The 13,181-nt window shown below is 60.2% G+C and carries 14 protein-coding genes and 2 pseudogenes; all 16 read right to left on the reverse strand.

The window, feature by feature from the left end; all coding sequences use genetic code 11:
* Positions 1-513 (reverse strand): annotated as a pseudogene (locus tag ACE4YL_RS14345) (hypothetical protein); the annotation flags it as partial.
* Between the two features lie 72 nt (positions 514-585).
* On the reverse strand, positions 586-1,305 hold the full coding sequence (locus ACE4YL_RS14350) for an ABC transporter permease (RefSeq protein WP_461369737.1): 720 nt from the start codon (positions 1,303-1,305) through the stop codon (positions 586-588).
* Positions 1,280-2,161, reverse strand: coding sequence for an ABC transporter ATP-binding protein (locus tag ACE4YL_RS14355; RefSeq protein ID WP_461360271.1), 882 nt, complete (start codon positions 2,159-2,161; stop codon positions 1,280-1,282). The genes ACE4YL_RS14350 and ACE4YL_RS14355 overlap by 26 nt, the downstream gene beginning before the upstream one ends.
* Positions 2,161-2,802 carry a TetR/AcrR family transcriptional regulator gene (locus tag ACE4YL_RS14360; protein ID WP_461369738.1) on the reverse strand — a complete coding sequence of 214 codons (642 nt, stop codon included), beginning with the start codon at positions 2,800-2,802 and terminating at the stop codon, positions 2,161-2,163. Before ACE4YL_RS14360 ends, ACE4YL_RS14355 begins: the two co-directional genes overlap by 1 nt.
* Positions 2,803-2,956: 154 nt before the next feature.
* Positions 2,957-4,135, reverse strand: a complete 1,179-nt coding sequence (locus ACE4YL_RS14365) for an LL-diaminopimelate aminotransferase (protein WP_461360269.1) — start codon at positions 4,133-4,135, stop codon at positions 2,957-2,959.
* Positions 4,132-4,866: an NAD(+) synthase gene (gene nadE / locus ACE4YL_RS14370; protein ID WP_461360268.1), complete on the reverse strand. Its 735-nt coding sequence runs from the start codon at positions 4,864-4,866 to the stop codon at positions 4,132-4,134. Before nadE ends, ACE4YL_RS14365 begins: the two co-directional genes overlap by 4 nt.
* A complete protein-coding gene (locus ACE4YL_RS14375) occupies positions 4,863-6,464 on the reverse strand; it encodes a CTP synthase (protein ID WP_461360267.1) in 1,602 nt (533 codons plus the stop codon). The genes nadE and ACE4YL_RS14375 overlap by 4 nt, the downstream gene beginning before the upstream one ends.
* A gap of 177 nt (positions 6,465-6,641) precedes the next feature.
* Positions 6,642-7,115 carry a spore coat protein gene (locus ACE4YL_RS14380; RefSeq protein ID WP_461357841.1) on the reverse strand — a complete coding sequence of 158 codons (474 nt, stop codon included), beginning with the start codon at positions 7,113-7,115 and terminating at the stop codon, positions 6,642-6,644.
* A 103-nt stretch (positions 7,116-7,218) separates the two neighbouring features.
* Positions 7,219-8,151, reverse strand: a complete 933-nt coding sequence (locus tag ACE4YL_RS14385; protein ID WP_461357840.1) for a DNA-methyltransferase — start codon at positions 8,149-8,151, stop codon at positions 7,219-7,221.
* Between the two features lie 91 nt (positions 8,152-8,242).
* Positions 8,243-9,418: a M20 metallopeptidase family protein gene (locus ACE4YL_RS14390; RefSeq protein WP_461357839.1), complete on the reverse strand. Its 1,176-nt coding sequence runs from the start codon at positions 9,416-9,418 to the stop codon at positions 8,243-8,245.
* Between the two features lie 64 nt (positions 9,419-9,482).
* Positions 9,483-10,145 carry a lysostaphin resistance A-like protein gene (locus ACE4YL_RS14395; protein WP_461357838.1) on the reverse strand — a complete coding sequence of 221 codons (663 nt, stop codon included), beginning with the start codon at positions 10,143-10,145 and terminating at the stop codon, positions 9,483-9,485.
* Positions 10,138-10,659 carry a GNAT family N-acetyltransferase gene (locus tag ACE4YL_RS14400; RefSeq protein ID WP_461357837.1) on the reverse strand — a complete coding sequence of 174 codons (522 nt, stop codon included), beginning with the start codon at positions 10,657-10,659 and terminating at the stop codon, positions 10,138-10,140. Before ACE4YL_RS14400 ends, ACE4YL_RS14395 begins: the two co-directional genes overlap by 8 nt.
* Before the next feature lie 48 nt (positions 10,660-10,707).
* Positions 10,708-11,256 (reverse strand): GNAT family N-acetyltransferase, encoded by a 549-nt coding sequence (locus tag ACE4YL_RS14405; protein WP_461357836.1) that lies wholly within the window; start codon positions 11,254-11,256, stop codon positions 10,708-10,710.
* A 133-nt stretch (positions 11,257-11,389) separates the two neighbouring features.
* On the reverse strand, positions 11,390-12,349 hold the full coding sequence (locus tag ACE4YL_RS14410; protein ID WP_461357835.1) for a DMT family transporter: 960 nt from the start codon (positions 12,347-12,349) through the stop codon (positions 11,390-11,392).
* A 91-nt stretch (positions 12,350-12,440) separates the two neighbouring features.
* On the reverse strand, positions 12,441-12,878 hold the full coding sequence (locus ACE4YL_RS14415; RefSeq protein WP_461357834.1) for a DUF3574 domain-containing protein: 438 nt from the start codon (positions 12,876-12,878) through the stop codon (positions 12,441-12,443).
* Positions 12,879-13,040: 162 nt separating this feature from the next.
* A pseudogene (locus ACE4YL_RS14420) lies at positions 13,041-13,181 on the reverse strand (group II intron reverse transcriptase/maturase); the annotation flags it as partial.

Below are 13,181 nucleotides of genomic sequence, written 5' to 3' on the forward strand. Positions count from 1 at the left end.
CAGGGCGGGCAGCAGGGCCAGGATGCCCGTTCCTTTGATCAAGGCGAAACCCTCCACCTTGTTTCTGGCCGCAGCACCCTGGAACAGGGCCAAAACCAGAGTAAACAGGCCGTTGACGGCGGCGAAGGCAATAATGTGCACCCAGCCGATCCGGTCAAACAGACGCACGCCCATGGTTACGTACTGGCCGCCGGCGATAAGTTTGGTCCCCGCCAGGATCAGCACGCTGCCCAAGACGGACATAAGGTAGACATACGCCATTTTGAACTGCAGATAACCGCCTGCCCCCAGGGGTGTAACCGCGATGGTGTGCAGGGTGTGTTCGTCCTTCTGCTCCAGCAGGAGGAACGCGGCCATGGCCGCCAGGAAGAAGGATCCGAAGGCCAGGATGGCGATGAGCAGCACAAGCAGCACCGCCCTGAACACAGCCCCCTCCAGGGCATCCATGGAGGCAAAAAGCAGGGGAAACACGTAAGCTGACAACCCCAGCATGATCAGGGGAAAGGCGCACATATAAAGGTTCAGCGGATCCCGCCAAATGTCCTCATTTCGTACCTGAACAGCGCCAGGTATTTACCCATCTCCTTACCCCCTTACCGCATTATCTTTGAACTGGGGAAACACGGCAAACCTAAACAGCACCGCCGCCAGAAGCGCCAGATACAGGCAAGCTGCCGCGGCTTGCGGTGCTTGGACCTCGCCCATTACTGCCGAAGTGATCAGGCGGCTGGCGGCATCGGACGGGGAGATCAGAAACAGCCATTCCCAGCGGCTGTCCACTACCCCCAAGCTGAAGAGAAGCGAGGGCAGGGTAAAGATGAAAAGATACACCACCAAGAGGCCCAGCAGCGAGGTGAAATCCCGGCTCCTGAGGGCGAGCACAAACCCGATGGCCGCATGGGCGGCGCCGGCCACCACCACAAAGAGCAGCAGCAGGCCGTAGTTGAAGGTAACCCCGTGGATGAGGTAGAGGGCCGCAGCTGTGAGCACCGCCGACTCCAGGGCCAAAACCAGGGAAGCAGCGGTTTTGGCGGCGATGATCTGTCCCACACTCACAGGCAGGACGAGCATGGTGCGGATGGTGCCATCCTGCTTTTCCAGATGGTGGGCGGCTCCCGAAAGCGGGATGGACATGGTCGCCACATCCACAAAGATGAAAAGGGGAGCTGTTCCCCGGGCTTCCTGGGGAGAAAGGAAGAAAAAGAGGGCGATCCACACCGCCGCCGTTACCAGGCTGACCGGGAGGATCTTGTACCTGACCAGCCGCTGCACTTCACCCTTAATCAACCGGGTCAGCGTGTTCATCCAGCTCCACCCCCGTGACAATAATGAAGATCTCCTCCAGGGAAGTCTCTCCGCTGTGGATGGTCTCCACCTGCTGCGTCTGCAGGAGGCGCCCAAAATCCTCGTTGAAGCCGATGCCGTCCAGGGGAAAGACGGCGCTGGCCAGGGTTCCGTTGGTTCTGTATTCCACCTTCACTTCCCGCTTCCCGTATTTCAACTTCAGATCCCGGGGCGCGCTGATTTCCACCAATTGGCCCGCCACGCAAAAGGCCACCCGATCGCAGAGCTGCTCCACGTCGTTCATGAGATGGGTGGTCAAAAACACTGTGCCCCCCTGCTTTCTGTACTCGGCGATCATGTCCTTGAGAATTCTGGCGTTTTTCGGATCCAGCCCGTTGGTGGGTTCATCCAGGAACAATACCCGGGGCCGGTTGAGCAGGGCCCGCACGAAATTGAGGCGCACCTTCATCCCCTTGGAGAACTCCCCCACCTTGCGATGGCGGTGCTCCCAGAGCCCCACCCGTTCCATGAGCTCCTGGATATCCGCGGTGCGCTTGTAGAAGCCCGCGAAAAACTCCATGTTCTCCAGGGCAGTCAGCTTGCTGAAGTGTACGGGCATCTCGAAACCCACGCCGATTTCCTCGTAAAAGGCAGGGCCCAGGGCCTTTAGATCCTGGCCGAAGTACTTAACGCTGCCCCGGTAATCCGCCAAGAGCTTCACCAGGATCTTCTGGGTTGTGGACTTCCCGGCCCCCGACGGGCCCAAAAGCCCGAAGATCTCCCCTTCCTCCACATCGAAGTTAATGCCCTTGATGGTATCTTCCGCGGCAGATGGATACTTAAAGCGCAAGTCCTTGACGCTAAAAGCCTTGGCCATCACGCATCCCCTTTCTTGCTGGAAATCCCATGCTGAATCACATCGATAACCTGGCAGGCGGTTTCCAGAAGGTGCTCAGGGTCTCCGGCGGAGAGCAGCTTGTGGACATTGGCAAACATGATCTCCACAACCTTCACCACAAACTCCGGTGGATAGCGGCTGTCGATCTCCCCCGACTGAACTGCCTGGTAGACCCAATCGTTAAAGGACTGGTAGTAGTCAACGCCAAAGCAGCCGAAGAGCTGGCCGCGAAAGTGATCGTCCTCCTCCATAAGCCGGTTGGAAAGGTGGTGCATCCGCTCATCGGCCAGCATGAACTCGGTGGTGGCCCGCATGGCCAGCTTCAGGGTGCCGAAGAAATCGCTGGTGTCCAAACCCTGCTCCAAAAGGGGATAGAAAAAGGACAATTTCTTCTGGGTGATGAGATCCATCATGGCCACATAAAGCCCGAATTTATCCCCAAAGTGGTGATAGAAGCTGCCCTTACTCATGCCGGCCTTTTTCAGGATATCGTTGAGGGAGGCATCCCCGTATCTTCTCTGGGAAAACTCATCGATGGCCGCTTCCCTCAGCTCACGATAGCGCAGCAATGGATTGTCTTCACCTATCAGTGCCCTGTAGTTGAACTCCCGTTTTCTCACCTGCAACCTCCTCCGCCGGGGCTTGCCCGGCATCGACCCGTCCCTTTTCTTCGTGCCAGATAGTTAGACCAGGTGGTCTAAACCACCTGGTCTAATAGTAGCACGGGATTTCTTCACCTGTCAAGCGTTCCCTCCGGAAAAGGGGCCAGAGCCCTCAATAGCGGCTGCGCAGGCGCTCCATGGCCCGGGAAATGTCTTCCCTGCGGGCAAAGGCTGTCAGGCGGAAAAACCCCTCGCCGCAGCGGCCGAAGCCAGAGCCGGGGGTGCCCACCAGGCCGCAGTTGTGGAGGAGAAGATCGAAGAATTCCCAGGAGCTCATCCCCTGCGGGCATTGGAGCCAGATGTATGGCGCGTTCTCGCCCCCTGTGAACCAAAAGCCCAGATCCCGCAGGGTCTCGGCTATAACCCGAGCATTGGCCATGTAGGTGCTGATGCTGGCCCGGCTTTCCTGGAGGCCCCGCTCGCTCAAGGCCGCTTCCGCGCCCCGCTGGGTGATATAGGACACGCCGTTGAACTTGGTGGTCTGCCGCCTGAGCCAGAGTTCATTGAGGGAGATGCCGTCCCTGACCAGCCCGTGGGGCACAACGGTGTAGCCGCAGCGCACCCCGGTGAACCCCGCGGTTTTGGACAGGGAGCAGAACTCAATGGCACACTGCTGCGCGCCGGGGATCTGGTAGATGCTGGTGGGCAGGTCCGGGTCTTGAATGTAAGCTTCATAGGCGCTGTCAAAGAGGATGATCGCTTCCTGGGCCAGCGCCCAGGCGACCCACTCCTTCAGCTGTTCCCTGCTGTAGACACTCCCGGTGGGGTTGTTGGGTGAGCAGATGTAGACGATATCGGCGCGCAGATCAGCCGGAGGCAGGGGCAGGAAGCGGTTTTCCCTGCTCCCCGCCAGAAATTTGACGCTGCGCCCGGCCATGATGTTGGTGTCCAGGTAGGCCGGGTAAACCGGATCGGGGATGAGCACCGTGCTCTCCGGGGCAAAGAGGTCCAGGATATTCCCCATGTCGCTTTTGGCCCCATCCCCGATGAACACTTCGCTCTCCGCCAGTTCCACACCTTTAGCGGCGTAGTAGCGGCAGACAGCCTGCCGCAGGAAAGCATAGCCCTGCTCTTCGCCGTAGCCTCGGAAAGTCTCGGCGCTGCCCAGCTCCATAACGGCCCGCTCCATGGCGGTGAGCACGGCAGGGCCCAAGGGCAAGGTCCAATCGCCGATCCCCAGGTTGAGCACCTCCTGGCCGGGGTGCTCCCCCCTGTATTCCTGGACCTTCCGGGCAATCCGGGAAAAGAGGTAGCGGTCGTTGAGTTGGAGAAAGCCCCTGTTGATCTTCATCGCGGGTCACCGTACATCCGGGGCAGCCTCCGTTTATGCTCGCTGGCCCCGTGGAGCCTTGCGATGATGGCCCGCTCCTCGGCGCTGACCTGGCCGCCGGTGAGGAAGGCATCCACTTCCCGGTAGGCGATACCCAGCTCCCCTTCGTCCGTTTGGCCATCGTAAAGCCCGGCTGAGGGAGCCTTTTCCACGACGGAGGCGGGTGCGCCCAAAAAGCGCAGGAACTCCACGACTTCCGTGGCGGTGAGATCGGCGATGGGGTTGAAATCGCAGGCGCCATCGCCCCACTTGGTGAAGTAACCCAGGTAGATCTCGCTCCTGTTCCCCGTCCCCGCCACCAGCCTGTTTTCGCTGGCCGCCACCGCGTAGAGCACCGCCATGCGCAGCCGCGGCGCCATGTTGACCAGAGCCGCCTGGGTGGGGCTTGTTGCCGTGCGGGCTGCCGCTTCCAGCTGATCCAGGGCAGGCTGCAGATCCACCACCCGCGTTTCCAGGCCGAAGGCACAGGCTACCGCCTGGGCATCCTCCAGGTCCTGCCCGTAGCTGCGCCTGGAGCGGCAGGGCAGGATCAGGCCTACGGTATCTTCGCAGGCCAGCTTGGAGAGGGCGCCCACCAGCGCGCTGTCCTTTCCGCCACTCAGGCCGAGCACAATCCCCTGGGCTCCTGCCGACTCCAGGCATTCCCGGATCCAGCGCACCCTTGCTTCCAGCTCCAGATGGTAATCCCTCATCTTCTCCCCTCCAGACAGGCCTCCACCAGCCCCAAAAACAACGGGTGGGGCCGGTTGGGGCGGCTCTTAAACTCCGGATGGTACTGTACGCCCACGAAAAACGGGTGACCCGGCAGCTCCACCGCTTCCACCAGGTGCCCATCTGGTGATGTCCCGCTGAAAACCAAGCCGTGTCCGCCGAGGACCTCCCGGTAGGCGTTGTTCACTTCGTATCTGTGTCTGTGCCGTTCGCTGGCCTGCTCCCGCCGGTAGAGCCGGTGCAGCAGAGTGCCCGGCTGGATCTGGCAGGGGTAGGCACCCAGGCGCATGGTGCCCCCCTTGTCCACAACGCCCTTCTGCTCTTCCATCAGGTCGATCACCGGATGGGGGGTATCCGCATCGAACTCCGCTGAGTTGGCCCGGACCAATCCGCACATGCTGCGGGCAAATTCGATCACGGCCACCTGCATGCCCAGGCAGATGCCCAAAAAGGGAATGCCCCTTTCCCGGGCGCAGCGGCAGGCCGCGATCTTTCCCTCGATGCCCCGCTCCCCGAAGCCGCCTGGAATAATCATCCCGTCGATCGCCCCTAGTTTCTCCGGTGCGCTGGCGGCAGTGACCTCTTCACTGTCCACCCACTTGATCTCCACGTGTACCCCCGCGGCATACCCGGCATGGTGCAGGCTTTCCACCAGGGAAAGGTAGGCATCGGGCAGCCTGGTGTATTTCCCCACAATGGCCACCACAACCCGGCCGGACCTGGCTTTGATCCTCTCCACCAGCTCCTGCCACTCCGCCAAATCAGGTTGGGCTGTCTTCAGCCCCAGCTCCCTGCACACCAGCTCATCCAGGCCTTCCCGGTGCAGCATGAGGGGTGCTTCGTAAAGGCAGGAAAGGGTGAGGTTTTCGATGACGCACTCGGGCCGAACATTGCAAAACAGGGCGATTTTCTCCCTGGTCTGCACAGCCAAGGGTCGGTCGGTGCGGGCCACGATGATGCTGGGGGAGATCCCCAAGGAGCGCAGTTCCTTTACGGAGTGCTGTGTAGGCTTGGATTTGTGCTCCCGGGCCCAGCTGAGGTAGGGTACCAGAGTGACGTGGATGAACAGGCAGTTGTCCTGCCCCTGCTGCAGGGAAACCTGCCTGATGGCTTCCAGGAAAGGTTGGCCCTCAATGTCCCCAACGGTACCGCCGATCTCGCAGATCAGCACCTCCGCTCTGCTCTTCTCTGCGGCCTTGTAGATGAAGTCCATGATTTCGCCCACCAGGTGGGGGATAACCTGCACGGTCCGGCCCAGGTAGCCGCCGGAGCGTTCCCGGCTGAGCACGCTCCAAAACACCCGGCCCGAGGTGAGGGTGGAAAACTCGCTCAGATCCTCATCCATAAAGCGCTCGTAGTGGCCCAGATCCAGGTCGGTTTCTGCGCCGTCATCGGTGACAAACACTTCGCCGTGCTCATAGGGGCTCATGGTTCCAGGATCCACGTTGAGGTACGGGTCCATTTTCAGGGCTGCCACCCGAAGGCCCCTCTGCTTCAGCAGCCGGCCCAGGCTGGCTGCAGTGATCCCCTTGCCCAGGCCCGACACAACACCGCCTGTGATAAAGATGAACTTGGTCACGCTTTCACTCCCCATTCTGCTTGCTGCCGCCTAACGCCAGTTCCACCCTGAACTTATTCTGCAGGAAATTTTACCACAGTGAAGGGCCGGTGCTAACCCTTTTTTTGGTAAAAAAACAGCGCAGTACCGGCCGCAACAAAAAAAGCCCCGGTATCACCGGGACCTGAGACCGCCTGGTTACTGCGGCTTGTACATGCCTCTGCTCTGCATGTAGTGGAAGATTCCTTCCCCGTGCTGCTGCTCCTCCTTTTGGATGTGGTTGAGCACCTGGCGGGCTTGGGGGTCTGTGAACTCGAAGATGGCCGTGTCGTAGGTGCTGGACACGTACTTCTCCGTCATGAGCAGATCCTGGCAGAGGGCTGCATCACTGGCCTGCCCCTGCCCAAACCCCGGCATGGAACGGTCCTGGGGCTGCGGCGGGGCGGTCTGGGTCTGGCCCTGCTGCTGCATTTGGGGAATCTTACCGCTCAAGAGCTGGTTGATGCTGTCCAGGTGCCGCTTTTCTTGGGCCGCGTACTCTCTGAACAGCTGCTGCAGCTGCGGATCCTGGGCGTGGCTGGCGTAGCTCGTGTACTTTTCGATGCACATTTCTTCGTGTTTTTTCTGGTCCTCCAGGAGCAGGCGCTCCTTTTGCGTCAGGTTGATGTGCATGCAATCCACCTCCTAACGCTTAGCCTACCTGGAAAGGGGAAATCTATTCCGCAGCTGCAGCAAAAAGGGCCCTCCCCGCTGGGCAGGGAAGGCCGCCTAGGCGCTAGTCCTTGACATCCGGGAAGGGCAGGCTGGGAAACCGCAGGGCTTCCGCTATCCTTTCCCGGGAGAGCTCGCAGTACTCCGGAACGATGTCATAGCCCACATAGGGCCTGCCGCTTAAGGCCGCGGCCAGGCAGGTGGTACCGGATCCGCAGAACGGGTCGAGGATCACATCGTCCGTGTAGGAAAAGAGCCTGATCACCCGGTCCGCCAGGGCCACCGGGAAGGGGGCGGGATGGCCCACCTTGCGGGCGGACTCGGGCTGGATGCGCCAGATGGAAAGCGTTCCGCTCATGAACTCCTCCCGGGAGATGTCCGATTCACCCCGGTCGGGCCGGCCGAATTCCCCTTTGGCAAAGACCAAGAGGTATTCGTGGATGTCCCTAAGACGCGGCGCCTTAGCCGACATCCAGGAGCCCCAGGCGCAGCTGCCGCTCATGCCCTCCCCTTTCTGCCAGATGATCTCCCCTAAGGGCTGGAAGCCCAGGGCGGTGTGGATGCCGTAAAAATAGGCGTGGAGGGGGATATACGGCTTTCTGCCCAGGTTGGCCAGGTTGATCACGTAGCGCCCGCCGGGGGTGAGCACCCGGAAGACCTCCCTGCCCACATTGGCGATGAGCGTCAGGTATTCCAAAAGGTCCAGGTCTTCGTCGAAGTCTTTGCCGGCATTGTAGGGAGGTGAGGTAAAAGCCAGGCCCACGGCGCCGTCGGGAATGTGCCGCATATCCTCGGAACTGTGGCAGAATATGCGGTTCACCCACTCCTCCCGGGGCCGCTCCGGGACACTTTTGGGCCCCTCGGCGGTGAGCACTTCCCTGAGCTGTGTGAAGATGGAGACCAGATCGTGGCTGTAGAGATTGCGGCTGTAAAACTGAGAAGCATCATGGGCCTCCCGGGTGGACGCGCCGAAAGAATAAGTCCTTGTGCGGGCCACTGCTTTCCCTCCCAGCTTGCATTTATTCCTTGGTAACACTGGACAGACGAAGCAGGCATCCCTCTTTCCTATCCAGGTTACCCATATCCCCCTATTCTTCTTGACCCGGGAGGCCTCCTTCTTTAGATAAATAACCCTCGATGACGCTTGCTAAAGCCTTGTACCCGGTGATCAGCGTTTCCCTGGGCACCAAGAAACGGGGATTGTGCAGTTCATTCACTGCCCCTTCCCGTCCGGAGCCGATGTACAGCAGCACGCCGGGGACTTCCTGGAGGAAATAGGATACATCTTCCCCGATGAGGCTGGCCAGGCCCTCGGAAGCCACGGGAACTTCCGGGATCTGACTTGCAAAGAAACCAGAGAGCTCCTGCACCACACCTGCATTGTTCACCACCGCCGGAACGCCCCTGGTGTACTCCAGCTGGTAGGACCCTCCGTGCAGATCCGCGGCCGCCTGGAAGGCCTGGTGCAAAAGGCGGATCATCAATTCCCGGTCATCGGCCTGGACCGTGCGCACCGTGCCCTCCAGGGTCACCCGCTCCGGGATGATATTGAAGCTAGTTCCACCTTGGATAACGCCGAAGGACAGCACCCCTGGCAAACTGGGGTCCCTGCGCCTGTGGGTTAGGGCGAGGGCGTTCTGCACCCCTGCGGTAGCCATGGCGATGGGATCCTTAGTTTTGTGCGGGATGGCCCCGTGGCCCCCTACCCCGCAAAAAGTGACCTTGAACCTATCGGTATAAGCCGTAAGGGGCCCGCTCTGCAGACCCAGCATGCCCGTGGCAAGGCCGGGCAGATTGTGGATCGCCACCAACCGATCGGGCTTCTGCTGTCGGAAAAGCCCTGCCTCCAGCATGGCCTTGGCCCCCGCCCCCACTTCCTCCGCGGGCTGGAAGATGGCCAGCAGCTTACCCCTGAGCCGTCCCCTGTTTTCAGCGGCATAGCGGCAGGCGGCCAAAACCATGGCCATATGGCTGTCGTGGCCGCAGGCGTGCATCGCGCCGGGGTTCCGGGAAGCGAAGTCCGCACCGGTCTCTTCGGTTATGGGCAGGGCATCCATATCACAGCGCAGGGCCAGAGTTAGTCCGGCACCTCCCAAATCCAAGAGCCCCACCACGCCGTGGCCGCCCACCTGAGTAGAAACAGAAAAGCCCATCCCCCTCAGTTCGTCCGCGACAAACCCCGCCGTCCACACTTCCTCTAGCGACAGCTCGGGATGGGCGTGCAGTTCCTCATACACCCGCTGCAGATACAGCTTAATCTCCATATTTGACCCCTTCCATCGCAAATTGCAATTGTTTCAATTTCTGGCAGCCCTGGGAAGGAATCCCTCAAAAGAAGTTGTTCAACAAGTGGGCCAAAACTCCCCCCATCACCGAGCGGGACCGGTGGGCGGCGTAGCCGAATCCCAGGCTGACCAGGAAAATGGACAGGGCCCCGCCCACGGGGCTGGTCAGGTTCTCCGCCAGTACCCCCATGAAGTACCAGCCCGGGACATGCAGCAGGACAAACAGGACGGAGGTGATCACGTTGGCTGTGGCGAAGGAATAGCGCTTGGTGAGGCTGCCCTGGATGGCTCCCCGCATGAGGAATTCCTCGAAGGTGGGAGCAATCACCAGAACGTTGAGGAGGGCGAAATCAAAACTGGTGGGGAAAATGGCCTTTCCCTGGAGGTAGTTGGGGATGATTCCGGTGAGGGCAAGAAGCAGCCCGATTCCCCCTCCCCAAGCTAACCAAGCTTTCCAGTTGGCTAAGTTGAAAACCTCCCGGATGCTGCGGCCAGCTTTTCTCAGGAGCCACACGGCGGGAGCGATCCAGATAAGCAGCTTGGCGGCTGACCAATAGAGGAAACTGCCCAGGCCGGTTGAGAGCCAGCTCAGGTTCTGCTCCAGATGGATCTTGAGCAGCCAGGCGCCGATCCACGCCGCCATAATCGCAGCGAAGGCCAGATAGGTAAGTTTAGCCGTCTGAACGGAGGCAGCTTCCCTATTCATCCCTGAAGTCCTCAGCAGTCAGTTCATAGTCAATGGAAGACTGGAGCTCGCCCAGCTGATCGCGCCAGTCGTCAATCCTGGTGCGCACCTTCCGAAAGCCCAGTTTCTCATAGACGTGCTGTGCCCGGGTGTTTTTCACGTTGGTGTCCAAGACGATCTTGGTGTAACCTCTTTCTGTAAAGAGATGGCGGATGAGCAGGCGCAGAAATCGGGGCCCGTATCCTTTACCCTGCTGTGTGAAGTCGCAGATCTTGATGCCAATCTGGGCGACGCCCTCACCCAGGCTGCGGTAGTTCATCTCCCCCACGGGCCTGGAGTCCACTTCTAGAATCAGCCTGTGCTGGTTAGGATCCCCGTCCGTGAGCAGCTTTAAGACGGCCTCTTTGGTGATCCCCAAACCCCTGGGAAACCCAGCGTGTTCCATCACCTTCCCGTCGTTCCACCACCGCCACAGGAGTTCTGAATCCTGAGCGGTGGCCTCCCGAATGACTAAGCTGCGATCTTGTAAACGCACTGTTCTCCTCCCATCCCTGTTTCCCAGTTCACTACGGCCCGGTGTCCCTCAAACGATGAAGTCCTCCACGGCACACAGCCAGATGAGGTGATCTGAGCCTTCGCCCCAGTAGTCCTTAACCCGTTTACAGGGCTGGCCGAACTTCCTGAGCCACTTTTCCTGCGCGGCCTTGAGCCCGCAGTCCAGGTAAAACCGTCTGACCCCTCGACTCTGTAGATACTCCAGCATGGCGGCGATCAAGGCCGAAGCGACTCCCCGGCCTTGAAAACCCGGCAGCACATAGATGCTGCCCAGTTCACCCAGATCCTCCAGCTCTTCTCCTAGGCACCGGCGGATGTCATCGCCGCAGGGGCCGTAGGAGATGGTGCCCACCACCTTGCCGCCCACCTTGGCCACAAAAAAGATGAAAGCGCTGGCATCTTCGTGCACAGAGCTGCGGATCAGCTGCTTTTTGTACTCAATCTCCGCGGGCGCATCCTGGCTGATACCCTCCTGCGCAAAGGCCGCGGCTATGGATTCCTCAAAGACCTTGTAAGCGGATTCTAGGTCGGCCGGCGCCGCCCTTTCAATCTTCAAACCTTGGATCCCGCGCTTCAAACCCTTTTCCCCCTACATCCCTGCAGAGCCGCATCAGCCCCGCCGCGTTCCCTTACCGTGAAGTATAGGTATTTGACGCTGAGCTTACAAGTTGTTCCATCAAATTAGGCTCCAGGTGGTCCACCTCCGGGTTTCACCCCAGGGGCTGCGAACCCTTCCGGCCCCTAGATGAGCGCTCCCAGCTGTTTACCGCGGCGATCCCCAGGGCCACCAGCACCAGGGCGGCGAAGATGGAGAGGGTAAACCGCTCCCCCGGCAGAAAAAGGGCCGACAGAGTTGCGCCGGAGATGGGGATGGCAAACCTGTAGATGGTGATCTCCCCCGCCTTGTTGTGCTTGAGCAGGGTATACCAAATGGAAAAAGCCGCGGCAGACAGAAGCGCCGAGTAGAGAAACAAAACCCAAAAGAGAGGCGTGGTTCGCAGGCTCCCCTGCACAAGCGCGGGCCCGCCCAGGGCCAGAAGCAGAAGGGAGCCTAAGGTGAGCTGGTAGCCGTTGACCGTGACGGGGTTGAGGCTTCGGCCCAGCCCCTTGGCGGCAAAGGTGCCGAAGGCGCTGGTCAGGCCGGCCAAGATCATAAAGCCCTCCCCCCGCAGGGTGAACTCCCAGCTGATGGCGGTGCCGGGCCGCCAGTTGACCAGGGCGATGCCAGCAAAGCCCGTGATCAGGCCCAACACCTTCCCGAAGTTGAGGCGGTCGTTGGTGTAGAGAAAGTGGGCGATGACCACCACAAAGAAATTGCCCACCGCATTGAGGATGGCACCCTTGATACCGCTTACCACGGCAATGGCGTTGTAGAAGAAATAGTACTGCAGGCCGGTTTGGGCCAGTCCCAGAAGGAGCAGGGAAGGAAGTTGCCCGCGGGGCACCTGCACCGGTTCCCGCAGCAGCAGCTTCTGCACGGCAAAAACCATGAGCCCCGCCAGGAAAAACCTGGCCCCGGCGATGAGCATGCGCTCTGAGACGTCCTGGGGCCCAAGGCCCAGCTCCGCATAGGTTACCTTCAAAACGGGAAAGGCGCTCCCCCACAGGATGCAGGCGATCACGGCCATCACTGCAGCAAAGTACTTGTTCGTCCAAAGGTTGTCCGTCACTTGTTTCCTTCTTTCTACCTATCTTCCCACAGCTATTGTAGCACAGCCGAAGAAAAAAACTAACCTCCCCGCCGGGGGGAGGCCTTCCTGCCTAAGGCAGGGCTGCAGCTAGATTGGCTCTGGAGAAAAAGCGGCAGTCCACCTCCTGCCGTTCCACCAGGATGGAGTTCTGGTTCAGCGCCACCAGAACCTCGGCCATGATCTGGTCGATCTGCTCCTCAGTGGCGTAGAGGAACTCCAGAACCAGGGTGTTTTCGTAGGTGGGAACGCCCAGCTCATCCGTCCAGACACCCCTGGCCCCGATCAGGGTGAAGGCCTCCACATACCTGAGGGCAATCTCCGTCACCAGCGCCTCTGCCCTTTCCGTGGGAATCTCCTGCTGGTAGGTGTCCTTGTCATTGAGGCCGACATACAGAGTATACTTGACAACCTTCTCAACCTCATCCGCCCCCAGGACGGCGAAACTGTGTACCAGCCATGAAACGGTACGCGTGGGTTGTGGTGGTTTTGGCTGCCCTAGTGGGCACAACCTCCCCCACTTTCGCTTCTGCCCAGCTGCTACCGGAACACGCCATCGCGGCAGGTGAGCATGGGCAGCTTGTCCACATCCACCACCAGGGCACCGCCCCGCTCAAACTGAATCCGGCGCCCCACACCCAGGTAGCCCTCGGCAGCGTGCAGGGCCCCGGCGATCCATGTCCACCACGTAAGTTAGTCCATATCGCCTGAGAAACTGCTCTGCTTTGGCAACCGCCATCTGGCAGGAGCGGTTCGGGCGATAGCCGTAGCTTGATGGATGGAAGTCCGGTTCAAAGATGGGCTCGATTATCTG

It is taken from the genome of Candidatus Darwinibacter acetoxidans (assembly GCF_041936445.1).
In the GTDB taxonomy this organism is placed as follows: Bacteria; Bacillota; Limnochordia; order Darwinibacteriales; family Darwinibacteriaceae; genus DTU010.

Bases quoted from the DNA above. Each gene is read 5' to 3' on its own strand.
- ACE4YL_RS14350 (WP_461369737.1), bottom strand. From the start codon at position 1,305: ATGAACACGCTGACCCGGTTGATTAAGGGTGAAGTGCAGCGGCTGGTC.
- ACE4YL_RS14355 (WP_461360271.1), bottom strand. From the start codon at position 2,161: ATGGCCAAGGCTTTTAGCGTCAAGGACTTGCGCTTTAAGTATCCATCT.
- ACE4YL_RS14365 (WP_461360269.1), bottom strand. From the start codon at position 4,135: ATGAAGATCAACAGGGGCTTTCTCCAACTCAACGACCGCTACCTCTTT.
- nadE (WP_461360268.1), bottom strand. From the start codon at position 4,866: ATGAGGGATTACCATCTGGAGCTGGAAGCAAGGGTGCGCTGGATCCGG.
- ACE4YL_RS14380 (WP_461357841.1), bottom strand. From the start codon at position 7,115: ATGCACATCAACCTGACGCAAAAGGAGCGCCTGCTCCTGGAGGACCAG.
- ACE4YL_RS14390 (WP_461357839.1), bottom strand. From the start codon at position 9,418: ATGGAGATTAAGCTGTATCTGCAGCGGGTGTATGAGGAACTGCACGCC.
- ACE4YL_RS14395 (WP_461357838.1), bottom strand. From the start codon at position 10,145: ATGAATAGGGAAGCTGCCTCCGTTCAGACGGCTAAACTTACCTATCTG.